Origin of the sequence: Thalassococcus sp. S3 (genome assembly GCF_004216475.1) — a bacterium.
Taxonomy (GTDB): domain Bacteria; phylum Pseudomonadota; class Alphaproteobacteria; order Rhodobacterales; family Rhodobacteraceae.
This window is the reverse complement of record NZ_CP022303.1, coordinates 379,498-405,496: the sequence shown is the minus strand read 5'-3', so window position 1 is coordinate 405,496 and position 25,999 is coordinate 379,498. Positions and strand designations below refer to the sequence as shown.

The following is a 25,999-nucleotide window of genomic DNA, read 5'->3' as shown; positions in this document are numbered from 1 at the left end:
GCTCAGCGCTCCTGCGACCAGAACAGCAACCGCAGACCTGCCAGACCGAAGAGAACGGCAAACACGCGATCAACCCAGCGGCGGGCTGCACGATAGGCCCTCATGACCTGTTCGACCGAAAAAACAAGTGCGTAGGCGGCGTAGAGGACGACGCCGAAAAGGATGCAGAGCGCAACCAGCCACAATGCAGGCGCCTCTGACCCCGCACTTCCAAGGGCCAGGGCCGCAACCCAGGCAAGCACCGCCTTCGGATTGCCCAGGTTCAGCACCAGCCCTCGCCGGAACGAGCGGGCAGCGGATGGCGAATGTCCCTCAAGCTGGCGCTGCGTTTCGTCGGTGCGCGACGATTGCCAGGATTTCAACCCGAGATAGAGAAGGTAAAGGCCGCCGATGATCTTCAGCACCGTCAGCGCTGCGGCGCTTTGCGCAACCAACGCTCCGACGCCGATGGCGGCAAGGATCCCCCACGCGGCCAGGCCGATCGCCAGCCCGAAAGCCATCGCAAGACCGTGCAGGCGGCCTGCCGACATGGCAACCGCCGCCACCGCCAGCGTTGCGGGGCCGGGCGACGCGGCCGCGAATGCAAACGTTGCGAGGCTGGTAAGCGCGGCAAGGGTTTCGGGGCTCATCCCCGTGCCTCGTCCATCAGGCGCCGCATTTCCTCGATAGCGGGCGCCAGTCCCCTGAAAATGGCCTCTCCGATCAGGAAATGGCCGATATTCAATTCACGCACTTCGGGGAAGGCCGCAACCGGCTGCACCGTCTCATAGGTCAGGCCGTGGCCCACATGCACCTCTAGCCCCAGGTCGTGTGCGAAGGCGGACATCTCGCGCAGAGCAGTCAGCTCTGCGTCACGCTCTTCGAAGCGGCCTTCGTGATGGGCGTCGCAATACGCGCCCGAATGCAGCTCGATCACTTCTGCTCCGATGCGGTGGGCCGCCTCGATCTGCTTCTGATCCGCGGCGATAAAGATCGAAACGCGGCATCCCGCATCGCGGAGCGGCGCGATGAAATGCGCCAGGCGGTTTTCCTCCCGCGCCACCTCCAGACCGCCTTCGGTTGTGCGTTCCTCGCGCTTTTCGGGCACGATGCACACCGCGTGCGGCTTGTGGCGCAGTGCGATGGCCTGCATCTCTTCGGTGGCCGCCATCTCGAAGTTGAGCGGCACCTCGAGAACGTCCATCAGACCTTCGATGTCGACATCCGAGATATGCCGGCGGTCCTCGCGCAGGTGCGCGGTGATGCCGTCCGCCCCCGCCGCCTCGGCCAGTTGAGCGGCCCTGAGCGGATCGGGCGTGTCTCCCCCACGTGCATTGCGTACGGTTGCGACGTGGTCGATATTCACGCCCAAGCGAACCTTGTCATCCAGCGCCATCACAAGACCCCTATTCGATTGTTCTTGGGGAACTTAATCCGCATTGGGCTTGGCGTCAGCCTTCACCGCCGCTTTTTTCTTGATCGCTTCGAACTTCGCCTTGATCACCCCGCGGCGCCGATGCTGATAGGCCCGGATCAGCGGTAGGGTCAGATAGTAACAGATGGTCGCGGCCACGACGCCCGGGATCACCCCTCCGACCATGTAGGGATAGAACACCTCGTCGTAAAAGACGCTCAGCCCCCTCCACTCCGCCTCTGCATCGGTGAACATGGCAAAAAGGTTGTCTTTCAGATCTTCCCCGGCATCCAGGAACTTGCCACCGAAAGAACGCTGGCTGCCTTCGTCGAAATGCGTCCCCAGGATCCAATGTCCGCTTTGGAGCGAGATCAGACCAATCGGCACGTAGGTCAGCGGATTGCCGAAAAACGTCGCCATCAGTGCAGCAAAGATATTGCCCTGCATCAGCCGCGCGATCAGGGCGGCGACAAGGAAATGAAGCCCGTAGAACGGTGTGAACGTGGTGAAGACACCAGCCCAGATCCCCCGGGCGATGCGTTCCGGGCTGTCCGGCAGACGCCGCACCCGATGTTTGACATAGTGAAACGCCCGGGCCCAGCCACCCGGCGGATAGACGAAATCCGCGATCACACGCAGAACGGGCCGACGATCTCTGCGTTTGAAAACCAGGGTTCAGATCCTTCGTGTCACTCTATGATCCGATCAACTCGCCACCGCGCGGCTTCGCGCTTTTTCCCGGTACCGTTCAACCGAGGCAACATCGCTTTCGGCTTCCAATGTCAACATAAGTGAATGCAATTGTTCGACATCCCTTAGTTCGACATTGATCAGTATCCGGTAAAAATCAGGTTTGCGGTCCACAAAATCCAGATCGCTGATATTGGCCTTTTTCTCACCGATCAACGTGCAAATACGTCCCAGGACACCGGCATCGTTGCCAATGGTCAGATCAAGCGTGGTCCCATAGACCGCTGGGTGCGTGCCGTCATGCCAATGCAGGTCGACCCAGCGGCTAAGCTGGTCCTCGTAATCGCCCAACCGGTCACAGTCGATGGCATGGACGACCACACCCTTGCCGCGAAAGGTAATGCCCACGATGCGCTCTCCCGGCAGGGGCTGGCAGCAGGGGGCGCGTTCGAACGACTGGCCAGGTTGCAGGCCGATCACCGCGCGGCGCAGGGGGATGGCATCACCCTCATCCGGGGCAAGCTCGGGATAGACGGCCTGGACGACATCATGCGCGGTCAGCTCGGCGCTGCCAAGACGGGCCAGCAATGCGTCCCTTTTGTCGAGCCGCAGATGTTTGGCAGCCGTGTCGAGCACCTTGTCCGTGGCCTTTCGCCCGACATTCTCAAACGCAGCCCGCGCCAGTTCGCGGCCCAGCTTGATAAACCGTTCGCGGTCCACTTCGCGCAAAGCCCGCCGGATCGCGGTTCTGGCCTTGCCCGTCGTGGCGATATCCAGCCAACTGGCCTGCGGGGTCTGTCCCTCTGCCGTGATGATCTCGACCGACTGCCCGTTCTTCAGCCGGGTCCAGAGCGGGACGCGCAAGGCATCCACCTTTGCACCAACGACCGCACTGCCAATGCGCGTATGGATCGCATAGGCAAAGTCGATGGGCGTCGCGCCGCGTGGCAGCTTGACCACATCGCCCTTGGGGGTGAAGCAGAAGACCTGATCGGAATACATCTCCAGCTTGACCGCTTCGAGGAAATCCTCGTGATCATCCTCTCCATCGAACTGCTCGGTCAGCGAGGCGATCCACTTGGCCGGATCCACGGCAAACGGGTTCTCCGACCGGACACCATCGCGATAGGACCAATGCGCGGCCACCCCGGTTTCGGCCACGTCATGCATCTGGCGTGTGCGGATCTGCACCTCGACCCGCTTGCCATCGCGGCCTGATACGGTTGTGTGGATGGACCGGTACCCGTTGGTCTTGGGTTGGCTGATGTAATCCTTGAAACGCCCCGGTACCGCACGCCAGCGCTGATGGATGGCGCCAAGCGTCCGATAGCTGTCTTCTTCCGTCTGCGTGATGATGCGAAATCCGTAGATGTCCGACAGGCGAGAGAAACCCTGCTCCTTCTCCTGCATCTTGCGCCAGATGGAATAGGGCTTCTTTGCCCGGCCAAAGACCTCGGCCTCGATGCCCGCCTTGCTCAGCTCATGCCGCATATCGCCGGTGATCCGATGAATCACGTCGCCGGTTTCCTTCTGCAGCGTGATGAACCGCCGAATGATCGACGCCCGGCCTTCGGGGTTGAGCACGCGGAAGGAGAGATCCTCCAGCTCGTCGCGCATCCATTGCATTCCCATGCGCCCCGCAAGCGGCGCGTAGATATCCATGGTCTCGCGCGCCTTCTGGATCTGCTTTTCCGGGCGCATCGCCTTGATCGTACGCATGTTGTGCAACCGGTCGGCCAGCTTGACCAGGATCACCCTGAGATCCTTGGACATCGCCATGAAAAGCTTACGGAAGTTTTCTGCCTGCTTGGTCTCGCGGCTGGAGAGCTGCAGGTTTGTCAGCTTGGTCACCCCATCGACCAGCATCGCAACCTCATCCCCGAACCGCCGGGCGACTTCTGAATAAGAGGCCTTGGTATCTTCGATCGTGTCGTGCAGCAGGGCCGTTATAATCGTCGCGTCATCCAGCCTTTGTTCGGTCAGGATGGCGGCCACGGCAACGGGGTGCGTGAAATAGGGCTCACCGGAATGGCGAAGCTGCCCGTCGTGCATATCGCGGCCAAAATCATAGGCCGCAGATATCTTTTCAGCGTTTGTTTTAGGATTGTAGTTGCGGACCAGCGCAATCAGATCATCTGCTGCAATCATATGGTCCGCGTCCTACCCCGGCTGCGTCAGCCTTGGCCTTGCGCCTCCATCAGCGCGCGCAGCAGTTTCTCTTCGGACATGTCGTCCTCGACCGGCTTGTCCGCCTCAGCGCCCATCAGAAGCGCCATGGCGTCTTCTTCGGGTTCATCCACCTCGATCTGGGTCTGGTTGCTTTCGATCAGGCGTTCACGCAACTCATCGGCGCTCTGCGTCTCATCTGCGATTTCGCGAAGGGACACGACTGGGTTCTTATCGTTGTCACGATCAACCGTGATCGCGGCACCGGCAGAGATTTCACGTGCGCGATGCGCTGCCAGCATCACCAATTCGAAGCGGTTGGGCACTTTATCAACGCAGTCTTCAACCGTCACGCGGGCCATGGGAGTACTCCAATCGAAATCTGGTCCAGAAGGTGAGTACCTATCTCCGAATCCATGGGTTGACAAGCGCCGAATGCCCGAAAACACGGCTGTTTCAGCTTAGAGAGGTATGATTTCCGCCCGATCCTTGGCTGGCAGCCGCTCCAGCATCTCAGCAACGTTCAATCCAAGCAGAGGATGTCGCCACTGCGGCATCACATCCGCGAGCGGCACAAGAACAAAGGCACGATCCTGCAGCCGGGGATGGGGCAGGATCAGCTCTGGCGGCGCCTCGCTCACCTGGTGCTCAAGCGGCAGGGTGCGCCATCGCTCCTGCACTTCTGCTGACGGCAGGATCGTACCGTCCATCGCGATCAAATCCAGATCAAGCACACGCGCCGCCCAGCGCTCTCTTCGCACCCTGCCGGCCTCTCCCTCGATTTCGTGAAGCAGCCGCAAAACCTCTTTCGGAGAGCGGTCCGTCCGCAAAACGACAACGCCATTCACGTAATCAGGGCCAGCGCCAGGCGGAAAACATGGCGTTCTAAAAAACCGGCTGATCGCGCGAATCATCAGCCCTTTACCGGTCAGAGCGCGACACGCGGAATGCAAAATTTCCGTAGGGTCACCTCCGTCGGACGGCAAGTTACTGCCCAAAGCAATCGCTGTTTCCGACGGTTTTATGTCAAATCGCGTCAACTTCTGGCAGAATTCATAGACTTGTGATACACAAAAATTCTCCTATTTTAATTGTGTCGACCGCCGAAATTTTAGCACTCACTCACGGAACTGACAGGCGGCGCGAATTGCCGGAAGGACATTATATGTTTTACAAGGACGAACGGCTTGCGCTGTTCATCGACGGATCGAATCTATATGCCGCCGCCAAGGCATTGGGGTTCGATATCGACTACAAGCTCCTCCGCCAAGAGTTTATGCGCCGCGGCAAATTGCTGCGCGCATTCTACTACACGGCACTTCTTGAAAATGACGAGTATTCGCCAATCCGACCACTCGTGGATTGGTTGCATTACAACGGTTTCACGATGGTGACGAAGCCCGCCAAGGAATACACCGACAGCATGGGGCGTCGGAAGGTGAAGGGGAACATGGATATCGAGCTTGCGGTCGATGCCATGGAACTTGCACCCCGCGTCGACCATATCGTGCTGTTCTCGGGCGATGGCGACTTCCGACCACTCGTGGAAAGTCTGCAGCGTCAAGGCGTGCGTGTCTCGGTGGTTTCGACGATCCGCAGCCAGCCCCCGATGATCTCGGATGAGCTGCGGCGCCAGGCGGACAACTTCATCGAGCTGGAAGAGCTTAAAGATGTCATCGGACGCCCCCCGCGCGAGCAGGCGGCGGAACGTGACGTCGCTTACGCATCTTCAAAGTAAAGCCAACAGGCCGGTTCGGCCTGTGGCTGCCCAGGATGTGAAAACGGTCTGGGTGCCCTATCGCATGTCACCGGGTGTCATGTCTCTGGACCAACGCGGTTCAAACCCTTACCTCTAGACGGTAAGGAGACCTCGCATGACCAAGCCCCCGTTGACTGTCTATCTTGCCGCCCCGCGTGGATTTTGCGCGGGCGTCGATCGCGCGATCAAGATCGTCGAGATGGCCCTGCAGAAATGGGGCGCGCCCGTCTATGTCCGTCACGAGATCGTTCATAACAAGTTCGTGGTCGATGGCCTGCGCGACAAGGGCGCGGTCTTTGTCGAACACCTTGACGAATGCCCCGACGACCGCCCCGTGATTTTCTCCGCGCATGGTGTGCCAAAAGCAGTCCCCGCCGAAGCGGCCCGGCGCGAGATGGTTTATGTCGATGCGACCTGCCCCCTGGTCAGCAAGGTCCATATCGAGGCGCAACGACACTCCGACAACGGGCTTCAGATGGTCATGATCGGCCATGCCGGTCATCCTGAAACCGTTGGCACGATGGGTCAGCTGCCAGAGGGCGAGGTTCTCTTGGTCGAAACGGTCGAAGACGTGGCATCGGTCCAGGTCCGCGATCCTGAGAAGCTCGCCTTCGTGACCCAGACCACACTCAGCGTTGACGACACCGCCAATATCGTCGCGGCCTTGCAGGCCCGGTTCCCCGCGATCGTGGGGCCGCACAAGGAAGACATCTGCTATGCCACCACAAATCGGCAGGAAGCGGTGAAAGCCATGGCGCCGCTGGCGGACGCCATGCTGGTCGTGGGTGCGCCGAACTCCTCGAACTCCAAACGTCTGGTCGAGGTGGGCGCCAAGGCCGGCTGCCGTTACGCCCAACTCGTACAGCGGGCAGGTGACATCGACTGGCGTGCCCTCGAAGGGATCAGCAGTCTTGGCATCACCGCCGGGGCCTCCGCGCCGGAGCTTCTGGTGAACGAGGTGATCGAGGCGTTCCGCTCCCGTTTCGACGTCACGGTCGAACGCGTGGAAACCGCGGTCGAGAATGTCGAATTCAAGGTGCCACGCGTCCTGCGTGAGCCCGCACTAGGAGCATCCACATGATCTCACTCCAGTTTCTGGTCACGGCTTTCGTCGTGGTGATCGCACCCGGAACCGGAGTGATCTACACATTGGCCATCGGCCTCGGACAGGGACGCGGCCCGGCCCTTATGGCGGCCATGGGATGTACGCTGGGTATCGTGCCGCACCTTCTTGCCGCCACCCTGGGGCTTGCGGCCCTGCTGCACACCAGCGCGCTCTTGTTCCAGATCGTGAAATTCGCTGGCGTCGCCTATCTGCTTTATCTCGCGTGGCAGGCGTTGAAGTCCGACGGGGCGCTTTCGGTCTCTGCGAACCGGAACCGCGACTCCGGGTGGCGCATTGCCCGGCGCGGGGCGCTGATCAACATTCTGAACCCGAAACTGTCGATCTTCTTTCTGGCATTGCTGCCGCCCTTTCTGTCCGGCAACCCGGCCACCGCAACCGCCGAGATGGTCGGCATGGGCGCCATCTTCATGGTGATGACCTTTGCCGTCTTCGTGGCCTACGGCGTCTTTGCCGCCGCCGCGCGTGACTGGCTGCTGACAAGCGACCGCATCATGCGCTGGCTGAACCGCGGCTTTGCCGCCATCTTTGCCGCTCTCGGGGCACGGCTGGCTTTTGAGCGTGCATGAGCGACTGGATTGCCTTTGAGGGCTGCGTCGTTACGATGGAATGGGGTAAATCGACATATACTGTCATCCCCCTTCCCGCCGACGTGACCGCCGCCCTTGATGGCGCGAAACGCGTCGAGGGCGAGATCAACGATCATCCCGTCAACCTGGCCCCGACACGCGCGCCGGTCATGGACGGCCAGTTTCTTTGGGCGGGGAAGTCCCTTTTGGATGACATTGGCGTCGCTCCGGGCGATCCGCTTGAGATCCGCCTGCGTCCGGCCCCGACCGATCAGGTCGAGATACCGGACGATGTTCAGGCGGCCCTTCGGACGGCGGGCTGCACCGACCTTTGGGGCGGGCTGACCCCGGGCAAGCGACGCGGGTTGCTCCACTCCGTAAACAGCGCTAAACGCGCCGACACCCGTACACGGCGCATCGCCGCCCTGATTGCCGAGCTCAAAGCATGACGACAATCCCCCGCGCGCCTCTGACCCTTGGTCTGGCTGGGCTGATCCCGTTCGTCTGGGGGGCGGCCACCCATCTCAACGGCGATCTTCAAGCCTGGGGTGCTGCCAATCTGGGCCCGCGCTTTGTGGGACCCTACGTTCAGCTCTTCTATGGGTCCGTGATCCTCAGTTTCATGTCCGGTGTGCTCTGGGGCTTTGCCACCAGAACAACGGGCGCCCGGGCCGCCACGGGCTATGCGCTCTCTGTCATCCCCGCGCTCTGGGCCTTCTTCATGACAGGCGGTGGCCCGGTCAGTGCCGCAACCAATCTGATGTTCGGGTTCGGGGGGCTTCTCGTTCTCGACTATGCTTTTTCCCATTGGGGCCTCACCCCTCGATGGTGGATGTCCCTGCGCGTCCTTCTCACCGCGATTGTCCTTGTCTGCCTTGGAGCCACTGCGTTTTTATGAGCGATCCGGAAACCATCCGCGTCTATGACCGCGACGCCGCCCGCTATGTTGAACTGACCCGCGATGTTTCCAGTGAGAACACTGACCTTGTCGCGTTCATCGAGGCGTTGCCGCCAAACGCGCGGGTTCTCGATTTCGGATGCGGACCGGGCCTGTCGGGCGCGGTCATGGCAAAGGCCGGGATGATCGTGGATGCCATGGATCTCTCCGCCGAGATGGTCAAGCTGGCCTCTCAACACGATGGTGTCACCGCCCGTCAGGCCAGCTTCGACGATCTTGACGCCGACAGTGTCTATGACGGGATCTGGGCCAGCTTCAGCTTGCTTCACGCTCCGCGCGACGCGTTTCCAGGCCATCTCGCCCAGATCATGCGTGCGCTCAAACCGGGCGGGATATTCTTCATCGGTCTGAAAACCGGCACCGGCACAAAGCGGGACAGTATCGGACGTCTCTACACCTACTACACCCAGGAGGAGGTAGAGGGCTATCTTGCCCGGGCCGGGCTGACCGTTACGCAAACCCGCACCGGATCCTCTGAAGGGCTCGACGGTATCGACGCCCCCTTCGTGACCATGATCGCGCATGCCTGAACTCTTTGCCTATACGGATGGTGCCTGCTCGGGCAATCCGGGGCCCGGCGGTTGGGGGGTACTTTTGCGCGCGGTGAACGGTGACACCATCCTCAAAGAACGTGAACTCAGCGGGGGCGAAGCCGAAACCACCAACAATCGGATGGAATTGTTGGCCGCGATCAACGCCCTGAACGCGCTCGAGCGTCCGTCGACCATCACAGTGATCACCGACAGCGCCTACGTAAAGAACGGCGTGACCGGCTGGATCCACGGCTGGAAGCGCAACGGCTGGAAGACCGCCTCGAAAAAGCCAGTCAAGAATGTCGAACTATGGCAGGCACTGGACGAGGCCCAAAAACGGCACCAGGTGCGCTGGGAATGGGTCAAGGGCCATGCCGGCCATCCTGAAAACGAACGTGCCGACGAACTGGCCCGCGGCGGCATGGCGCCTTTCAAGACATCGTCCTGATCGCGGCGCAATCGGGCGGGCCCGTCCCGGACACCGCACATCATTAACCTTGATACCCGTTAAGGTTAACGCGCCTGAATAGGGATGACCCAAACCATCAAGCCGTCAACCATCTGGTGCGACACCTGCACATCTCCGCGCGCCCCCTGCTTCTTCTCGATCCCAATACGGCCGCCGGAGGCGCGTGGTTTTTGCTATGCAAAAGCCACAATCCCTATCTCCGCCAATGAAACGGCACGATCACCAGGGCGCCGAGGGAAGCCATGATCGCGTTCACCCCCGGACTGGAAAACCCGAAGCCGAACATCAGGCGCACAAAGTAAAACAAAAACGCGCCCCCGATACAGATGATGATGGATTGCAGAATTCCGTTGCGGGTAAATCCCGTCTTTTCGGACAGATACCCAACAATACCCGCAATCACGACTGTCCCGATCAAAGTTGGAAACATGCCCTTACCCCGCCAATTGCGTGCCCTTTGGCACCGGCCATCCGCGTAAAAAGGTCTCCGCGTCCTGCGGCGCCTTGCCAGCCCTCTGCAGGCTCAAAAGCGAAATCGCACCCTGTCCGCATGCGATCGTCAAGCTGTCGTCCAGCGCCTCACCCGGCGCCCCCGACCCGCAGGCCATGCGGGAGGCCAGCAATTTCACCCGCGCGCCCGACATCTCCGTCCATGCGCCCGGAAAGGGCGACAATCCCCGGATCAAGCGGTCGACCTCCTCCGCCGGGCGCGTCCAGTCCACGCGGGCCTCCGACTTTTCCACCTTCTGCGCATAACTCACACCCTGCTCGGATTGTGGCTCAGACGTCAGATCATCAAGCGACGACAACGCTTCAACGATCAGATCCGCGCCCATCCGGGACAACCGGTCATGCAATTGCCCGGTCGTCTCTTCCGCCTCAATGGCGGTCCTGGATCTGAGGAGGACCGGACCGGTATCAAGCCCCGCCTCCATCTGCATGATGCAAATGCCGGTCTCTGTATCACCTGCCATGATCGCCCGGTGGATCGGCGCCGCCCCGCGCCATCTTGGCAGCAGGCTGGCATGTATGTTCAGACACCCCTGCCGTGGCGCGTCCAACACGGGTTGCGGCAGGATCAATCCATAGGCCACGACCACCGCGACATCCGCTTTCAACGCGTCAAGCTCCGCCTGCGCTTCGGCATTCCTTAGCGACACCGGATGGCGCACAGGCAGACCCAGCGCCTCCGCCCGCGCCTGCACCGGCGAGGGCCGGTCCTTCTTGCCACGCCCCGCAGGACGTGGCGGCTGGCAATAGACGGCCGCGATCTCATGCCCGGCCGTGACAAGAGCCTCTAGCACCGGCACCGAAAAATCCGGCGTGCCCATGAAAACGATACGCATCAGGCCCGAACCTTGCGAGCCTTGCGCAGCAGCATGTCGCGTTTCACCTTTGACAGATTGTCAAAATACATCCGCCCGTTCAGATGGTCGATCTGATGCTGCACGCTCACCGCCTCGATCCCGACAAAGTCCTTTCGGTTGATCATTCCGTTTTCGTCAAGATACCGCACCGTGACCGCCCTTGGACGCGTCACCTTGGCCGACACGCCCGGCAGGTTGGGAGAGCCCTCCTCGTAATCGCGCATCTCGACCGATGCGTGCAGGATCTCCGGGTTGGCCAGCCGGGTCACGCGACCGCGTTCCGTCGATCCGTCGACCACGGCCAGCCTCAACATCACACCGATCTGCGGTGCGGCCAGGCCCACACCGGGCATCGCCTCCATCGTGTCGATCATGTCTGTCCAGATGGCGGCTATTTCGTCGGTGATCTCCTCGACCTCCGCCGCGATCGTTCTAAGCCTTTTGTCCGGCCATGGCAGGCATCTGCGCACCGTCATGCCATATACTCCGCTTCCAATGCCGCCCGCGTGTCGGGTGCGATCCGGTTCAGGGTCACGATGCCATCCAGATGATCGACCTCATGCTGCACGCAACGCGCGGCAAACCCGTCAAACCTGTCTTCGCGGACTGAGCCGTCGAGGTTCATCCAGCGTAGACACACCTCATCAGGCCGACGCACGCGCGCCGTGATACCGGGGATCGACAAACATCCCTCGTCTCCCTCCGACATCCGGTCAGAGGCCGACAGGACCTCCGGGTTCAGGAAAACCATGGGGTCCCGCACTCCGTCCTTCCAAGTGACATCCATCACGAACACCCGGCGCAGCACGCCCACTTGCGGTGCGGCCAGTCCGCGCCCGGACGCGGCATACATCGTCTCCAGAAGGTCTTCGGCCAGGACGCGCACATCATCCCCATGAGAAACCGGAGCGCACTTCATCTCCAGGCCCGGATCGGGCCACAGCACAATCTCCCGCACGCTCATGCGCGGGCCCGTTCCCGCTTCAGCTTTTGCATCTTTCGGGTGATCATCTGACGTCTCAGCGGCTTGAGGTAGTCGATGAAAAGCTTTCCGTTGAGATGGTCGATCTCGTGCTGCACGCACGTCGCCCACAGACCGCCAAACCCTTCCTTTCGGGCTTTGCCATCCTGGTCGATCCAGGCCACCTCGACTTCCGTAGGCCGGGTGACGTCGGCAAACTGTTCCGGGATCGACAGGCAGCCTTCCTCATAAACGCTCGTCTCGTCCGACTGTGCTGTTACTTCGGGGTTGAACATCACCAGCGGGCGCGGCGCCTCACCTTCTTCCTTCACGCAGTCCAGCACGATCAGACGGCTCAGCACGCCGACCTGCGGTGCTGCAAGACCGATCCCGGGCGCATCATACATCGTTTCCAGCATGTCATCGGCCAGCGCGCACAGATCGTCGGACAGATCCGCAACAGGCTCGCAGATCTTTTTCAGGCGCGGGTCGGGATGGATCAGGATCGGGCGTTTCATGGCGTTGATGTAGGCCATCGCCGGTCAGGCCGCAACGCCCCTTGCACCGCCGTCCCAACACGTTAGCTTGCGCGAAAGTGCAGCAAAGGACCCTTCTCATGAGCTTTGACGAGATCATCGAACGTCGCGGCAGTCACTGCGTGAAATGGGACATGATGGAAAAGCTTTACGGCGTGCCCCAGGACGACGGGCTCGCCATGTGGGTGGCCGACATGGATTTCCGCCCGCCCGAGATTATTCAGGACGCGCTCAAGGGGCTGATCGACCACGGCATCTACGGCTATTTCGGTGATGACAGCAAGTACATGGCCGCGATCCAATGGTGGATGGAAACGCGTCACGGCTGGCAGGTCGATCCCTCCTGGGTCTTCACCACCCACGGCCTCGTCAACGGCACCGCGATGTGCGTCGACGCCTTCTCCGATCCGGGTGACGGCATCGTGCTCTTCACCCCCGTTTACCACGCCTTCGCCAAGGTCATCAAAGCCGCAGGCCGCCAGGTCGTCGAATGCGAGATGATCAATCGCGACGGCCGCTACGAGATGGACTTCGACACCTACGACGCGATGATGACCGGCTCCGAAAAGATGGCCATCCTCTGTTCGCCCCACAATCCCGGCGGTCGCGTCTGGACCCGTGCCGAACTGCAAGCCGTCGCGGATTTCGCCAAACGCCATGACCTCGTTCTGGTCTCCGACGAGATCCATCATGATCTGGTTTTTCCCGGCCATGCTCATATTCCCATGGCCCAGATCGACGGCGTCACGGACCGGCTGGTTATGATGACCGCCACAACCAAAACCTTCAACATCGCCGGCTCTCATTCCGGCAACGTCATTATCGAAGATCCCGACCTGCGCGCCCGCTTCGCCGCGCGCATGGCGGCCCTGGGCATGTCGCCCAACTCCTTCGGCCTCTTCATGGCCACCGCCGCCTATACGCCCGAAGGTGCCGCATGGGTCGATGATCTGGTCGTCTATCTCGATGGCAATCGCAAACTCTTTGACGCGGCCGTGAACGCCATACCCGGCCTCTCCTCCATGCCGCTGGAGGCCACTTATCTGTCCTGGGTCGACTTTTCAGGCACCGGGATGGAGATGAGCGATTTCACCGCCCGTGTGCAAAACGACGCAAGGATCGCCGTCAACCACGGCCCCACCTTCGGCAAGGGCGGCGAAACCTTCCTCCGCTTCAACATCGCAACCCCGCGCGCTCTCGTGGAACAGGCTTGCGACAGACTGGCCCACGCCTTCTCCGATCTGCAATAGGCATGATGTAGACGCTCAGCGGGCCTGGGCCGTCACCCGTCAAGCGACGTTGAAGCGTAAATGGTAACCTGCGGGAAAAGTCCGCAAGGTCTTCATTGTCTCGGTTTTGCCTGATGCGGCCGATGGATTTCGACGCCTGGTCAAACCACGTTAATCGTCTCGCCCCGGTTCATTCGGATTGCTGGAAAACACCGCGATCTTGTTGCCTTGAGGGTCACGCAGATAGCCAACATAGAAGTGTGGGCCATAGGCCGCTCGAAAACCCGGCGGACCCTCATCGGTCCCGCCTGCGGCAAGGGCCGCGGCGTGAAGGGCGCGAACCTCACTTTGCCCGCGCGCCTCGAACGCGATCATCGACCCGTTCCCGGCCGATGCAGGGCGCCCGTCAAAGGTCGGCTTCACGTAAAACTCAGGCAGAACCGGGGACTGCCCCGGTTGCGCGGGCAGCGCATAGCTCAGGCCCTCGGGCCCCTCTTCCAGCCCGTAACCAAGCGCGGGCAGGATCGCCGAATAGAACCGTTTCGCAAGAGCGATGTCATCCGCCCCGACAGTGACGTAGGCAATCATACGACGTGTTCCTTCCTATGGCTCCAGTCTTTCTGACACGGTTACTGCGTCCCAACAGGCCAACATGCAAGTCCGCTCCACAACCGGCGCGCCCTGTCTTGCGCCCCAAGCCGACACCAACCCCACAGGGCTAAATGCGGGTGGGGTTCATTTAACCACATGGCCAAAAGAAGCGGCGCATCGCCGTGCGAGGCCTCGGGCGATCATGGGCGGCGTTCCAAACCGCGCCACCTCAGCGAAACGGGGTCGGCCCGCCACGGGCTTCCTCCCCTCGACAAGGGGGAGGTCAGGTGGGGGTCGATGCATCGCGCAAAGGCGGCACGCCTTTTCCGGTTAGCATCAGCTCTCCTTGCCGATCAACGCGACGGGTGCATCGGCTTCGCGATAGAAATCCAGCGCCGCGTTCTGCTGCGGTGCCGTATTGCGCTTGAAGGCATACCGCATCTCGCCCGCCTCCTCTTCATCCGCGACGATCAGGCACTGATAGAGATGATGCGAACCGCTAAAAAGATCGACAAGCCCGCGCAAGCGCGGCACCTCAGCCGCCTCCACGGCAAAACCTGTCTCCCACATACGAAGCACCGGAAAGACCTCATCGCCGGCGCTGACCCTCAGCCGGCTTGTCTTCTTCAACCCCGCCAGACGCGCCGCCTGCAGGCCGTCCTGCACCTCTTTGGGAAGATAGGTACTCATCTCTTCGCCCTCTGCATTGTCCCCCCCAACCCTCTCGACTTTGCGCCCGATTTCAATCCTTCTTTGGTTAACAAAGCGTTTCGCCGCGCAAGGCGTGGCCGGAACGTGACGCCCGCCTTGTGCGTAGATGCAGAGGGACTGCGCAGCCGCAGCGATAGCCGGGGGCCGCGGCAGGCCCTAATTCAAAGGGCAATCGCGAAGAGGAGAAAAGAGATGGGCCTGCTGATCGACGGCGTCTGGCACGACAAATGGTATGATACGAAATCCTCGGGCGGCACATTCGTCCGCTCCGATGCCAAGTTCCGCAACTGGATCACTGCCGATGGCGCGCCCGGCCCGTCGGGCTCCGGCGGGTTCAAGGCCGAATCGGGTCGCTACCACCTCTATGTCAGCCTCGCCTGTCCCTGGGCCCACCGCACGCTGATTTTCCGGGCGCTCAAGGACCTGACCGATCACATCGATATCTCCGTTGTCCACCCCGACATGCTGTCGGATGGCTGGACCTTCGAAACAGATGACCATGGCGCCACCGGTGACCGCCTCTTCGGCCTTCCTTATGCGCGCGATATCTACCTCAAGGCCGACCCCAAGATCTCGGGCCGCGTCACCGTCCCGATCCTCTGGGACAAGCAGCAAAACACCATTGTCTCGAACGAAAGCTCCGAGATCATCCGGATGTTCAACTCCGCCTTCGATGCGATCACCGGCAATACGGCCGATTTCTGGCCCGCCGACCTGCGCGACACCATCGAGCCCGTCAATGCCCGCATCTACGACACCGTGAACAACGGCGTCTACAAGGCCGGGTTCGCCACCACGCAAGAGGCCTATGACGCCGCCGTCGGCCCCCTCTTCGATAGCCTCGACTGGATTGAAGAGCGTCTGTCGCGCAACCGCTACCTGATGGGCGACCGTCTGACCGAGGCCGACTGGCGCCTCTTCACCACGCTGATCCGCTTCGACCCCGTCTACCACCTGCATTTCAAATGCAACCGCCGCCGGATCGTCGACTACCCCAACCTCTGGGCCTACACGCGGGAGCTTTACCAATGGCCCGGCGTTGCCGAAACCGTGGGCATGGACCATATCGTGCGCCACTACCATTACAGCCACGAAAGCATCAATCCGCACCGGATCATCCCCACCAATCCCGTGCTCGACTACGGCGCGCCGCATGGGCGCGGTCAGCGGGGTGCTGCGTAATGCTCGATCATCGCCGCCAGATCCTCTGGCGGCGTTTCGGTCTGAACGAAGGCGCAGGCGTTTGGCGCGTGGGCAAAGATCGACCCGTCCGAGAAAAAGCTCGTATTGGTGACAAAGATCACCCTTGCGTCCGGCCTGCGGTAACTCGCAAAATCCGCCACTGCAAACGCGCTCCCCTTCTCCAACACCAGATCCAGGATGATCACGTCGAAATCCGTCTGATAGAGGGCCGCAATCGCCGCATCCTGATCCATGACCAGGGTGACCTCATAGCCCTGCCGCTGCAGGTGACGCATCCACAGCGCCCCCAACTCGGCTCGGCTTTCTACGATCATCACATTCATACGGACATCCAGAGGGATCAGCGAGACAAAACGCATCAACTCCCCCCACGCTTTCTCGTCAATCTCTTAACAAACTCTTAAAAGAGTCCTAACAGGCGTTAAGATACGGGAAAGGGACGAGATGACGGCGTCTATTCGCCTATGGGCAACGGCCCCGCGCACATATTTTCGCCAATGGCTCCCATAATCGCACAAAGCCGGGCCCGGGATCACGGCGGCGGCCTCGATGCCGCAGTTTCGCATTATGGCGGGGCCCGGAGGGATTGGATCGACCTCTCGACCGGCATCAATCCCGTCCCTTATCCTTTGCCCACCTTTACCGCTGGAGATTGGCGCGACCTGCCCGACCAGGCCGCCCAAACGCACCTTTTATCGGCGGCGCGGCATTTTTGGCGCGTCCCGGACAGAGCCGATATCCTCGCCGCGCCAGGCCTCTCCGCCGTGATCGCCAAGATCCCGGCCTTGCGCGCCCCGGGCCATGTCCGGATCACGCCGCCGACCTACAACGAACATGAAGCCGCGTTCACCGCGGCCGGCTGGCAGGTCGATGACACGCCGGCCCCTGTGCGCGTGCTGGTCCACCCCAATAACCCCGATGGGCGTCTGTGGCAGCCTGCCGACCTCGCACCGGAGCTGACGATTATCGACGAGAGCTTTTGCGACGTCTTGCCCGAAAAGAGCCTGATCGCCGCGGCAGAAAACCATCTCGTGCTGAAAAGCTTTGGCAAGTTCTGGGGCCTTGCCGGGCTGCGGCTGGGCTTTGCCGTCGGACCGCCCGCCCTCATTGCGGCCCTTGCCGAGATGCTGGGACCCTGGCCCGTCAGCGGCCCCGCCCTGCGCACCGGCGCCACCGCTCTGGAGGATCCGGACTGGGCGGCCTCCACCCGTGCCCGTCTGGTCCAAGACGCCAACCGCCTGGACACCGCGATGACCGCCAAAGGTGCGCAGGTGGCAGGTGGCACAACCCTCTTCCGTCTATATCAGGTCGATGACGCCGCCGCCTGGCAGGAGAGGCTCGCGCGCCGTCAGATCTGGTCGCGGATCTTTCCCTATTCCCAGACCCTGCTCAGGCTGGGCCTGCCCCATCCGGATGCCTTCCCGCGGGTGGAGGCTGCCCTGCTATGACCGCAGCCCTTGTGCTGGCGCTGGCGCTGCTGCTTGACGCCCTTCTGGGAGAGCCCGACTGGCTTTGGTCCCGCGTGCCCCATCCCGCCGTTCTAATGGGCCGCGCGGTAAGCTCGCTGGACCGTGCCTTGAATGCCGGCGCCTCGCGCAAGAGAAACGGTATCCTTGCCGTTGTCATACTTGTCTGCGGCGCGGCCCTGATCGGTTGGGCGCTTGGCCAGTTGGGCCTTGTGGTCGAGGTCGTTGCCGCCGCCATCCTCCTTGCCCATCGCTCTCTTGTGGATCATGTCGGGGATGTGGCGCGCGGCCTGCGTCAATCGGTAGAAGCCGGGCGCGCCAGCGTCGCTCTGATCGTCAGCCGGGAAACCGCACAGATGACCGAACCTGACGTCGCGCGCGCCGCAATCGAAAGCGCAGCGGAAAATCTCTCCGACGGGGTGATCGCGCCCGCCTTCTGGTTTCTCGTCGCGGGTTTGCCGGGCCTTGTCGTCTATAAAGCCGTGAACACCGCAGACAGCATGATCGGCTACCGCACCGCGCGCTACGCTGAATTCGGCTGGGCCGCGGCCCGGCTCGACGATCTGCTCAACCTCATCCCCGCCCGCCTGACGGCCCTGCTCTTCATGTTCGTGACCGGCGGCTGGAAAGGTTGGCGGGGTATCGTTGCCGATGCCCGCCAACACCGCTCCCCCAATGCCGGCTGGCCCGAGGCTGCGATGGCGCGCGGCCTCGGCATCGCGCTTGCCGGCCCGCGCTGGTACGATGGCGGGTTGCGCGATCTGCATTGGGTTAACGGCACCGGGCGCACCGGGATCGGCGCGGATGAGATCGACGCCGCGATCCAGCTTCTCTGGCGCGTTTGGGGGGCTGGTCTGGTCCTCGTGATTGTCATTGGCATTCTCTAACCGGCGCCGCTAGGGTGCCGCGCGAACAGATCGAACAGGTATTTGAACATATGCGCATTCTTCCGGCCCTCGCGGCCATTCTGCTGACAGGCTCCTCCACATTTGCGGCCTGTGGCGGCTCCTTTTCCGGCTTTGTCGACGGTCTAAAGACCGAAGCCGTCTCGCGCGGGCATGCGCCCGACAGCGTGAACCTCTTTTTCGCCCGTGTTGCGCAAGACCCCGGAGTGCTGCGTGCCGACCGCTCTCAGGGCGTCTTTCAGATCCCGTTCGTGGATTTCTCCCGCCGGCTGATCTCTCAGAACCGCATCGACCGGGGCCGACGAAATGCGCGTGACTACGCGTCGGTCTTTGACCGGATCGAACAGGAATACGGCGTCCCCGCAGGCGTTTTGCTTGCCTTCTGGGCCTTTGAGACGGATTACGGCGCGGTGCAGGGCGATTTCAACACGCTGAACGCCCTCGTCACCCTCAGCCACGATTGCCGCCGGCCCGAGCTTTTCCGCCCTCAGGTCTTTGCCGCGCTGCAGCTTTACGAGAACGGCAATTTCGACCCGGCCCGCACCACCGGCGCATGGGCGGGTGAGATCGGTATGGTGCAGATGCTGCCGCAGGATATCCTCGACAACGGGGTGGATGGCGACGGCGACGGTCGCGTGCGGCTGAAAACCTCCGCCCCCGACGCGCTGATGTCGGGCGGCAAGATGCTGTCGCATCTGGGCTGGCGCAAGGGCGAGCCTTGGTTGCAGGAGGTCACGCTGCCGCAAGGCTTCGACTGGTCGCAAACCGGGCTCAACACGATCCGTCCCGTCTCTGACTGGGCCGCGATGGGGGTGACCCCGCGCGAGGGGGCACTGGGGTCGGGCGGGCTTCAAGCGTCGGTCCTGCTGCCGCAGGGGCGCAACGGGCCGGCCTTTATCGCCTATCCCAATTTCCGCGTTTATTTCGAATGGAATCAAAGCTTTGTCTATGTGATGACCGCCGCTTACTTCGCCACACGGCTGGAGGGGGCAGCGATCTTCAACGCGGGTCAGCCGGACAAAGGTCTAAGCGGTGACCAGATGAAGCGGCTTCAAACCAAGCTTCAGGCGCGGGGCCACGACGTGGGCAAGATCGACGGCATCCTGGGCGCGCGCACCCGCAACGCGGTGCAGACCGAACAGAAGCGGCTGGGCCTGCCGGCGGATGCCTGGCCTACGCCCGCGCTGCTGAACGCGCTTTAGCGGTGATCAGGGGCGGATGGGAAACCGTTCGCCCTTTTCCGTCAGCATGACCACCCGATCGCCTGACCGGACATAGCGGTCACAGCGGGAAAAGCCGTTGCGGTAGGCGATGCAGACGGTGCCATCTTCGGCCAAATCATATTGCCCATAGGCCGTGCCGCCGCCATTGGCATAGGTGTAGGAATAAGCGCCGCCGACCGAAAACTTGGATTGCCCGTCATCGTAAAAGACCAGCGTTTGGCCCGCTGTGAGGTCCTCCACCTCTCCTCGTGTCAGCACGATATCGGTATCGCGCAAAGCCCAGTCCTGGGCGAGTGCGACATTAGCGGTCAGGAGAAAGAGCGGGACGAGGTATCTGATCATCTGGCCACCTTAGCGAGCCCGCAGGCCGCGCGGTGTCACATTCGGGTGAAACGGGTTTTGTACGAAATCGCGTAGGGTTCGTACGCGATTTCGTACGAACCGCCTCACGCCACCAAAGCCTCCGCCTTCTTCAGATCGACCGATACAAGCTGCGACACCCCCTGCTCGGCCATGGTCACACCAAAGAGCCGGTCCATCCGTGCCATCGTCACCGCGTGGTGCGTGATGATCAGAAACCGCGTGTCGGTCTGGCGGCACATCTCGTCCAGAAGATCGCAGAAGCGCGTGACATTGGCGTCATCCAGGGGCGCGTCCACCTCGTCCAGCACACAGATCGGCGCGGGGTTGGCGAGGAAGACGGCGAAGATCAGCGCCATCGCCGTCAGCGTCTGCTCCCCGCCCGAAAGCAGGCTCAGCGTGCTGAGTTTCTTGCCCGGCGGCTGGCACATGATCTCAAGCCCCGCATCCAGCGGGTCGTCGCTTTCGACCATCACCAGATTGGCCTCCCCCCCGCCGAAGAGGTGTTTGAAAAGCATCGAGAAATTGTTGTTCACTTGCTCGAACGCGGTCAACAGCCTTTCCCGGCCCTCGCGGTTCAGACTGGCGATACCGCTGCGCAGGGCCTTGATCGCCTCTTCAAGGTCGGTCTTTTCGGTCTGGAGCGTGTCATGCTCCTCCTGCACCTCCTTGGCGTCCTCTTCGGCGCGCAGGTTCACCGCACCCAGCGCGTCGCGCTGGCGTTTGAGACGGTTGACCTCTGCCTCCAATGCCTCGGCCCCAGGCATCTGATCAGGCAGGACGTCGAGGCGGGTCAACAACTGGTTCGGGGTCAATTGCTGATCCTCGGCGATCCGTTCGGCGGCGGCATCCACGCTTTCGCGGGCAGCTTCCGCTCTGGCATCGGCGGCGGCGCGGGCCTCTCGCGCGTCCGAGGCGGCGCGCTCGGCATCGCGTTCGGCCATGACAGCATTGCGCAGCGCCGTTTCAGCCTCGGCCAGACGGTTGGATGCGGCGCGCCGTCTGCCTTCCGCGCGCTCCATATCCTGACCCAAAGCTTCGCGTTCAGCGGTGATGGCATCGGGTGCTGCAGTCGCCTCCGTCAACTCCGCCTCCGAAGCATCCTTGCGCTCGGCCAGTTCCGCGATGCGCGTCTCGGCCGTCTGCAACCGGTGTTTCCAGCCGCTGATCTCCTTGGCCACCTCCTGGGATCGCTTCGTGCGCGCGTCGCCTTCGCGGCGCAACTCATCATGGGACGAGCGGCGCGCCATCATCGTCATCCGGGCCGCTTCCACTGTGATCTTGATGTCCTCGGCTTCAGCGCGGGCGGTCTCGAGATCCCCCAGCTCGGCCACCGCTGCCTCGGCTTCCTTCACCTGTTTGCGCGCGGACATCGCATCTTCCTGATGGCGGGTGACTGCAAGGCCAAGGGTTTCGAGCTTGCCCTCGGCGAGATTGCGTTCAGCCTCGGCCCGGCTGAGCTTGCGGGCTGCGTCCGCCACGCTCTGATCCGCTTCGCGGCGCGCGGCACGGGCGGCCTTGTCGGCCTCGGTCAGTTCCGCAAGCCTTTGGTTCAGCAGGTCATGCGCCTGACGCGCGCCTTCGGCGCGGGCCGTGACATGCTCCATCTCCTGCTTTTGCGCCTCAAGCCGGTTGAGCTGCTCCAACCTTAAAGCGGCGGCACTTGGCGCATCCTCGGCCCATGCGCGGTAGCCGTCCCAGCGCCACAAATCGCCCTCCAGCGTGACGAGACGCTGACCCGGTTGCAAAAGCGGCTGCAGGCGCGGCCCCACATCCGCCTCGACAAGTCCGATCTGCGCGACCCGCCGTTCCAGAACCGCAGCACCGGTGACATATTCGGCGAGCGGAGTTGCCCCTGCGGGCAAGGACGGTTCGTCGTCATAAGGCGGCAGACGGGTCCAGCCCGTGGGCCCGTCGGAGGCGACTTCCGGCGCGCGCAGGTCATCCGCCAACGCGGCACCCAGGGCTTTTTCATATCCCGGAGCCACAGTGAGCGCATCCAGAACATGGCCCGCCTCCGCGGTATCGCGCTGAACCAGCTTGGCCAGTGCGGTGACCTCCGCCCGTAGGGCGCCCAGCTCGCCTTCGGCCTCTGAGCGTTGTGCGCGGGCGTCTGCTTCGCGGCTCTGTGTTTCGGCGCGCGCGGCTTCTGCGGCGTTGAGGGCGGCCTCCGCCCGTTCGGCAAGGGCCACGGCATCCGCTTCGGCCTGCCGCGCAGCTTCGTAATCAGTCGCGGCCCGCGTGACCGTCTCCTGCGCCTCCGCCACGGCCGTTCTTGCGCGTTCGCCCTCTGCTTCGGCTCTGGAAAGGGTCTTTTGACTGTCGTCCAAAAAGCGATGCGCGGATTGATGGCGCGCCGCGAGCCGGGCGACATCTTCGGTCACCTGTGCCAAATGCCCCTCGCGATCCTGCAACGTGGCCGCCGCCTCGCGGGCGGCCTCGGCCGCGTCGCCGAGACGGCCTTCATGCCCTTCGGAGGCTTTGGCGAGTTCCGTCGCTTCCCATTCGAGCCGATCAATGGTTTCGCCCGCGTCACGGTTCAGCCCGCTTTCCCGGTCGATGTCCTTGGCCAGTTGGGCAATCCGCGAGGTGAGCGTTTCAATCGTCTGGCGCGCGCGGGCCTCCTGATCGTTGAGCGTGTCCCGCTGCACCTGCAAGCGTTGCAAAACGGCTGCTGCAATCGCTTCTTCTTCCCTCAGCGGCGGCAAAGCCTCTTCGGCCAGGGCCCGAAGCTTTCCGGCCTCCCTTGCCGCGCCTTCGGCCCGTGCCGCATCGGTCGTTCTTGCGCGAAGCGCATCATCAGCCTGCGCCCGCGCGGCATCGGCCTCGGACCAGCGACGATAAAGCAACATTCCTTCTGATTTGCGCAAAGCGTCGCCGATTTCACGATACCGGGCGGCCTGACGGGCCTGGCGCGCCAGTTGAGCGAGCTGCGCGGCGAGCTGCTCGATCACGTCATCGACACGGGTCAGATTGGTCTCCGCGCCCTTCAACTTCAATTCTGCCTCGTGCCGGCGCTGATAGAGACCGCTGATCCCGGCAGCCTCTTCGAGAATGCGACGCCGGTTCTTGGGTTTGGCATTGATCAGCTCGGCGATCTGTCCCTGCCGGACAAGCGCGGGAGAATGCGCCCCTGTGGACGCATCGGCGAAAAGCATCTGCACGTCCCGCGCGCGCACGTCCTTGCCATTGGTCTTGTAGGCGCTCCCCACGTCCCGCGTGATCCGCCGCACGATGTCGAGCGTGTCGCTGTCGTTGAACCCTGCCGGGGCCAGCCGCTCGGAATTGTCGAGCTGCAGACTGACCTCGGCAAAGTTGCGCGCGGGACGGGTGGCGGCCCCGGCGAAAATCACATCCTCCATGCCGCCGCCGCGCATGGCGGTCGGACGATTTTCGCCCATCACCCAGCGCAGGGCTTCCAGAAGGTTGGACTTGCCGCAGCCATTGGGGCCCACAACACCCGTCAGCCCGTCCGCGATGATCAGATCGGTCGGATCAACGAAGCTTTTGAAGCCTGTCAGTCTGAGTTTCGAAAAGCGCACGGCCTGCCGGATGTGATTCCTGTCAAGGCAACAGCGTGGCCGCAGAATACCCGCTGTGTCAACGCGGACACCGCAGGATCTTGCCGTTCCGGGCAAGTTATCCACAAAATCTTGCGGCTAGTACGGCGAACACTCAAATTCCAACGTCTCGATGCCGAGCCCGTGATTTGTCCAGCGATCCACGGTGATGCAGTCGTATTGACCCGAGGTGCGAGGATAGGTGTTCGGCACTCCGTCGCAGTCGAGAATGCCAAGAATAACGGCCTGATCCCCCAGGATACGCTCAACCTCGCACCCGCTGATATGGGCCATGGCACGGGCCGCGCGCGGGCCGATCGGGCCAAGACGCGGCGCATATTGCCGGTTGATCCGGACAGCCTCCGCCAACTCTCCCTTGATGCGGATATCGAATATGCTGTCCTCAACCGCGATGCGGGTCAGAGGCACGTCCCGAAAATGGCGGGTGGGTGCATTGCAGGCGCAGAGCAGGCAGAGGCAGACGGACAGGAACCAACGCATGCCGCGACTTTGGTGCAAGTTTGGTTAAGATAGTCTTGCCATTGCAGAGGACCTGATGTGGTCATATCATTTGACCAAACGGAGCAGGCCGATGCCCTTTGAGAAAGTCCAACCTGAAAAGCTGTCGACTTCGGTTGTCCGGCAGATCGAGCTGTTGATCCTGCGGGGTATTCTGAGACCCGGAGAGCGCTTGCCGTCGGAGCGGGAATTGTCCGAGCGTCTGGGCGTCTCAAGACCGTCGCTCCGCGATGCGATCGCGGATCTGCAGGGCAAGGGTCTGCTGAGTTCAAAGGCGGGGTCGGGCATCTATGTGGCCGATGTGCTGGGATCCGCGTTTTCCCCGGCGCTGACACGTCTTTTTGCAACCCATGACGAGGCGGTCTTTGACTATCTTTCCTTCCGCCGCGACATGGAGGGGCTGGCAGCGGAGCGGGCCGCGCGGCTGGGTTCGGACAGCGATCTGAAAGTGGTTCAGGCGCTGTTCGAGAAGATGGAGACCGCCCATGCCAAGCGGAATCCGGAGGATGAGGCCCGGCTGGACGCGCAGTTTCACACCGCGATCATCGAGGCGAGCCATAACGTGGTGATGCTGCACATGATGCGCTCGATGTTCGAGCTGCTGCAGGAGGGCGTCTTTTACAACCGGCAGGTCATGTTCAAACAGCGCACCACACGGGAGGCGCTGCTGGACCAGCACCGCGCGATCAACGACGCGCTTCAGGCGCGAGATCCCGCAGCGGCGCGCGCCGCGGTGGAGGCGCATCTGGACTATGTCGGCCAGGCGCTTGCGGATCAGCAAAGGGCGGACCGGAACGAAGCCATTGCCCGAAAGCGGCTGGCCCACGAGACCGAGAGTTGATTACCCGAACTTGCCGGCGATAAACGCGCGGGCCTCTGGCGTTCGCGCCGCGGTGAACATCATCTCGGTCGGCCCGATTTCCAGCAGTTTTCCAAGGTGGAAATAGGCCACGCGATCCGCCACGCGCCGCGCCTGCATCATGGAATGGGTAATGACGACGACGCTGTGATCCTCTCGCAGCTCAAGCATCAGATCCTCGATGCGCGCAGTCGCAATCGGATCGACCGAGCCCGTCGGCTCATCCATCAAAAGAACGTCCGGTTGGGTCGCCAGCGCCCGCGCAATGCAAAGCCGCTGCTGTTGCCCCCCGCTGAGTTCGGTGCCGGTCTGCCGGTGCAGGTTGTCCTTGACCTCCTCCCAAAGATGCGCGCGACGCAGACACAGCTCGACATGCTCGGCCAGTGCAGCGCGGTTTGGCATCAAGCCGTGAATACGCGCACCATAAGCGACATTTTCCCAGATTGTTGTCGGGAACGGATTTGGCTTTTGCGCAACCCATCCGAAGCGGCGGCGATGTACCGGCGGGTCAATCGCGGGATCGTGGATATCATGGCCGTCCATGCAGACATCCCCGACGATCCGGACACCCCGTGTGCCGTCATGCATCCGGTTGAGGCATTTGAGGGCCGTGGACTTGCCGCAGCCCGACGGACCGATGAAGGCAAGGATCTCGTTGGAATAGAGATCGAAATTGACCTCATCCAAAGCCTGCTTTTCATCATAGAACAACGACAGATTGCGGATGGTCATAACCGGCGGCGCATTGCGAAGGGTCGCTCCTTCGGGGCTGTGCGGCGCGTATCTCATGTCAAACATACTCTCCCTCTCTCTCCCGGTCTCGATATGGGAGGAGGGTTGCATGCGCAC

31 protein-coding genes are annotated in these 25,999 nt (G+C 62.2%); 13 read left to right on the top strand and 18 right to left on the bottom strand.

Annotated features, from left to right (window positions below):
* Positions 1-2: 2 nt before the first annotated feature.
* From CFI11_RS02065 to folK, 6 genes are all read right to left on the bottom strand, one after another.
* Positions 3-629 (bottom strand): LysE family translocator, encoded by a 627-nt coding sequence (locus CFI11_RS02065; protein WP_130402581.1) that lies wholly within the window; start codon positions 627-629, stop codon positions 3-5.
* Positions 626-1,375: a pyridoxine 5'-phosphate synthase gene (locus CFI11_RS02060; RefSeq protein WP_130402579.1), complete on the bottom strand. Its 750-nt coding sequence runs from the start codon at positions 1,373-1,375 to the stop codon at positions 626-628. Before CFI11_RS02060 ends, CFI11_RS02065 begins: the two co-directional genes overlap by 4 nt.
* A 33-nt stretch (positions 1,376-1,408) precedes the next feature.
* A complete protein-coding gene (locus CFI11_RS02055; RefSeq protein WP_130402577.1) occupies positions 1,409-2,065 on the bottom strand; it encodes a DUF2062 domain-containing protein in 657 nt (218 codons plus the stop codon).
* 33 nt (positions 2,066-2,098) lie between these two features.
* Positions 2,099-4,231, bottom strand: a complete 2,133-nt coding sequence (locus CFI11_RS02050; protein WP_130402575.1) for a bifunctional (p)ppGpp synthetase/guanosine-3',5'-bis(diphosphate) 3'-pyrophosphohydrolase — start codon at positions 4,229-4,231, stop codon at positions 2,099-2,101.
* Between the two features lie 26 nt (positions 4,232-4,257).
* The gene (gene rpoZ, locus CFI11_RS02045) at positions 4,258-4,611 is read right to left on the bottom strand and encodes a DNA-directed RNA polymerase subunit omega (RefSeq protein WP_130402573.1); all 354 of its coding nucleotides are present in this window, start codon (positions 4,609-4,611) and stop codon (positions 4,258-4,260) included.
* 99 nt (positions 4,612-4,710) lie between these two features.
* Positions 4,711-5,247: a 2-amino-4-hydroxy-6-hydroxymethyldihydropteridine diphosphokinase gene (gene folK / locus CFI11_RS02040; RefSeq protein WP_256370587.1), complete on the bottom strand. Its 537-nt coding sequence runs from the start codon at positions 5,245-5,247 to the stop codon at positions 4,711-4,713.
* Between the two features lie 167 nt (positions 5,248-5,414).
* Here folK and CFI11_RS02035 point away from each other — a divergent pair, with 167 nt between their 5' ends.
* The 7 genes from CFI11_RS02035 to rnhA all read left to right on the top strand — a co-directional run bounded on the left by CFI11_RS02035 (position 5,415) and on the right by rnhA (position 9,639).
* Positions 5,415-5,987: an NYN domain-containing protein gene (locus CFI11_RS02035; protein WP_130402571.1), complete on the top strand. Its 573-nt coding sequence runs from the start codon at positions 5,415-5,417 to the stop codon at positions 5,985-5,987.
* Between the two features lie 136 nt (positions 5,988-6,123).
* Entirely contained in the window at positions 6,124-7,089 is a 966-nt protein-coding gene (gene ispH / locus CFI11_RS02030; protein WP_130402569.1) for a 4-hydroxy-3-methylbut-2-enyl diphosphate reductase, read from the top strand.
* A complete protein-coding gene (locus tag CFI11_RS02025; protein WP_130402567.1) occupies positions 7,086-7,700 on the top strand; it encodes a LysE family translocator in 615 nt (204 codons plus the stop codon). The genes ispH and CFI11_RS02025 overlap by 4 nt, the downstream gene beginning before the upstream one ends.
* Positions 7,697-8,149 (top strand): YdeI/OmpD-associated family protein, encoded by a 453-nt coding sequence (locus tag CFI11_RS02020; protein WP_130402565.1) that lies wholly within the window; start codon positions 7,697-7,699, stop codon positions 8,147-8,149. The genes CFI11_RS02025 and CFI11_RS02020 overlap by 4 nt, the downstream gene beginning before the upstream one ends.
* Positions 8,146-8,598 (top strand): DUF3429 domain-containing protein, encoded by a 453-nt coding sequence (locus CFI11_RS02015; RefSeq protein WP_130402563.1) that lies wholly within the window; start codon positions 8,146-8,148, stop codon positions 8,596-8,598. Before CFI11_RS02020 ends, CFI11_RS02015 begins: the two co-directional genes overlap by 4 nt.
* Complete coding sequence (locus CFI11_RS02010) at positions 8,595-9,188, top strand: class I SAM-dependent methyltransferase (protein WP_130402561.1); 594 nt, start codon at positions 8,595-8,597, stop codon at positions 9,186-9,188. The genes CFI11_RS02015 and CFI11_RS02010 overlap by 4 nt, the downstream gene beginning before the upstream one ends.
* On the top strand, positions 9,181-9,639 hold the full coding sequence (rnhA, locus tag CFI11_RS02005) for a ribonuclease HI (RefSeq protein ID WP_130402559.1): 459 nt from the start codon (positions 9,181-9,183) through the stop codon (positions 9,637-9,639). Before CFI11_RS02010 ends, rnhA begins: the two co-directional genes overlap by 8 nt.
* A 214-nt stretch (positions 9,640-9,853) precedes the next feature.
* On the opposite strand, the gene CFI11_RS02000 is transcribed toward rnhA, so the two are convergent.
* Genes CFI11_RS02000 through def (CFI11_RS01980) form a run of 5 tightly spaced genes read right to left on the bottom strand, consistent with a single transcriptional unit; the run spans position 9,854 to position 12,506 of the window.
* The gene (locus tag CFI11_RS02000; RefSeq protein WP_130402557.1) at positions 9,854-10,090 is read right to left on the bottom strand and encodes a hypothetical protein; all 237 of its coding nucleotides are present in this window, start codon (positions 10,088-10,090) and stop codon (positions 9,854-9,856) included.
* Between the two features lie 4 nt (positions 10,091-10,094).
* Entirely contained in the window at positions 10,095-11,006 is a 912-nt protein-coding gene (gene fmt, locus CFI11_RS01995; protein WP_130402555.1) for a methionyl-tRNA formyltransferase, read from the bottom strand.
* Complete coding sequence (gene def, locus CFI11_RS01990; RefSeq protein ID WP_130402553.1) at positions 11,006-11,503, bottom strand: peptide deformylase; 498 nt, start codon at positions 11,501-11,503, stop codon at positions 11,006-11,008. Before def (CFI11_RS01990) ends, fmt begins: the two co-directional genes overlap by 1 nt.
* Positions 11,500-11,991: a peptide deformylase gene (gene def, locus CFI11_RS01985; protein WP_130402551.1), complete on the bottom strand. Its 492-nt coding sequence runs from the start codon at positions 11,989-11,991 to the stop codon at positions 11,500-11,502. The genes def (CFI11_RS01990) and def (CFI11_RS01985) overlap by 4 nt, the downstream gene beginning before the upstream one ends.
* Positions 11,988-12,506, bottom strand: coding sequence for a peptide deformylase (gene def / locus CFI11_RS01980; protein WP_130409902.1), 519 nt, complete (start codon positions 12,504-12,506; stop codon positions 11,988-11,990). Before def (CFI11_RS01980) ends, def (CFI11_RS01985) begins: the two co-directional genes overlap by 4 nt.
* Before the next feature lie 98 nt (positions 12,507-12,604).
* Here def (CFI11_RS01980) and CFI11_RS01975 point away from each other — a divergent pair, with 98 nt between their 5' ends.
* Positions 12,605-13,774 carry a MalY/PatB family protein gene (locus CFI11_RS01975; protein ID WP_130402549.1) on the top strand — a complete coding sequence of 390 codons (1,170 nt, stop codon included), beginning with the start codon at positions 12,605-12,607 and terminating at the stop codon, positions 13,772-13,774.
* 150 nt (positions 13,775-13,924) lie between these two features.
* Here the strand turns inward: CFI11_RS01975 and CFI11_RS01970 are convergent, their stop codons facing one another.
* Together CFI11_RS01970 and CFI11_RS01965 are read right to left on the bottom strand one after the other, a co-directional pair.
* Complete coding sequence (locus tag CFI11_RS01970) at positions 13,925-14,341, bottom strand: VOC family protein (RefSeq protein WP_130402547.1); 417 nt, start codon at positions 14,339-14,341, stop codon at positions 13,925-13,927.
* A gap of 339 nt (positions 14,342-14,680) precedes the next feature.
* Positions 14,681-15,034: a hypothetical protein gene (locus tag CFI11_RS01965; RefSeq protein WP_130402545.1), complete on the bottom strand. Its 354-nt coding sequence runs from the start codon at positions 15,032-15,034 to the stop codon at positions 14,681-14,683.
* Positions 15,035-15,247: 213 nt separating this feature from the next.
* Between CFI11_RS01965 and CFI11_RS01960 the strand changes: the two genes are divergently transcribed.
* Positions 15,248-16,237 (top strand): glutathione S-transferase family protein, encoded by a 990-nt coding sequence (locus CFI11_RS01960; protein ID WP_130402543.1) that lies wholly within the window; start codon positions 15,248-15,250, stop codon positions 16,235-16,237.
* Here the strand turns inward: CFI11_RS01960 and CFI11_RS01955 are convergent.
* Positions 16,219-16,581: a response regulator transcription factor gene (locus tag CFI11_RS01955; protein WP_130409901.1), complete on the bottom strand. Its 363-nt coding sequence runs from the start codon at positions 16,579-16,581 to the stop codon at positions 16,219-16,221. The two genes, CFI11_RS01960 and CFI11_RS01955, sit on opposite strands and share 19 nt — an antisense overlap.
* Before the next feature lie 174 nt (positions 16,582-16,755).
* Here CFI11_RS01955 and CFI11_RS01950 point away from each other — a divergent pair, with 174 nt between their 5' ends.
* Genes CFI11_RS01950 through CFI11_RS01940 form a run of 3 tightly spaced genes read left to right on the top strand, consistent with a single transcriptional unit; the run spans position 16,756 to position 19,831 of the window.
* Positions 16,756-17,706 carry a threonine-phosphate decarboxylase gene (locus tag CFI11_RS01950; RefSeq protein WP_130402541.1) on the top strand — a complete coding sequence of 317 codons (951 nt, stop codon included), beginning with the start codon at positions 16,756-16,758 and terminating at the stop codon, positions 17,704-17,706.
* Positions 17,703-18,611 carry an adenosylcobinamide-phosphate synthase CbiB gene (gene cbiB, locus CFI11_RS01945; RefSeq protein ID WP_130402539.1) on the top strand — a complete coding sequence of 303 codons (909 nt, stop codon included), beginning with the start codon at positions 17,703-17,705 and terminating at the stop codon, positions 18,609-18,611. The genes CFI11_RS01950 and cbiB overlap by 4 nt, the downstream gene beginning before the upstream one ends.
* A gap of 50 nt (positions 18,612-18,661) precedes the next feature.
* A complete protein-coding gene (locus tag CFI11_RS01940) occupies positions 18,662-19,831 on the top strand; it encodes a lytic murein transglycosylase (protein ID WP_130402537.1) in 1,170 nt (389 codons plus the stop codon).
* 6 nt (positions 19,832-19,837) lie between these two features.
* Here CFI11_RS01940 and CFI11_RS01935 read toward each other — a convergent pair whose 3' ends face one another.
* The 3 genes from CFI11_RS01935 to CFI11_RS01925 form a co-directional block, all read right to left on the bottom strand.
* A complete protein-coding gene (locus tag CFI11_RS01935) occupies positions 19,838-20,194 on the bottom strand; it encodes a hypothetical protein (RefSeq protein ID WP_130402535.1) in 357 nt (118 codons plus the stop codon).
* A gap of 104 nt (positions 20,195-20,298) precedes the next feature.
* Positions 20,299-23,754: a chromosome segregation SMC family protein gene (locus CFI11_RS01930; RefSeq protein ID WP_130402533.1), complete on the bottom strand. Its 3,456-nt coding sequence runs from the start codon at positions 23,752-23,754 to the stop codon at positions 20,299-20,301.
* A 117-nt stretch (positions 23,755-23,871) separates the two neighbouring features.
* Entirely contained in the window at positions 23,872-24,273 is a 402-nt protein-coding gene (locus tag CFI11_RS01925; RefSeq protein WP_130402531.1) for a hypothetical protein, read from the bottom strand.
* 91 nt (positions 24,274-24,364) lie between these two features.
* Here CFI11_RS01925 and CFI11_RS01920 point away from each other — a divergent pair, with 91 nt between their 5' ends.
* The gene (locus tag CFI11_RS01920; RefSeq protein WP_130402529.1) at positions 24,365-25,132 is read left to right on the top strand and encodes a FadR/GntR family transcriptional regulator; all 768 of its coding nucleotides are present in this window, start codon (positions 24,365-24,367) and stop codon (positions 25,130-25,132) included.
* On the opposite strand, the gene CFI11_RS01915 is transcribed toward CFI11_RS01920, so the two are convergent.
* Positions 25,133-25,948 (bottom strand): phosphate ABC transporter ATP-binding protein, encoded by an 816-nt coding sequence (locus CFI11_RS01915; RefSeq protein ID WP_371687462.1) that lies wholly within the window; start codon positions 25,946-25,948, stop codon positions 25,133-25,135.
* Positions 25,949-25,999 lie beyond the last annotated feature (51 nt).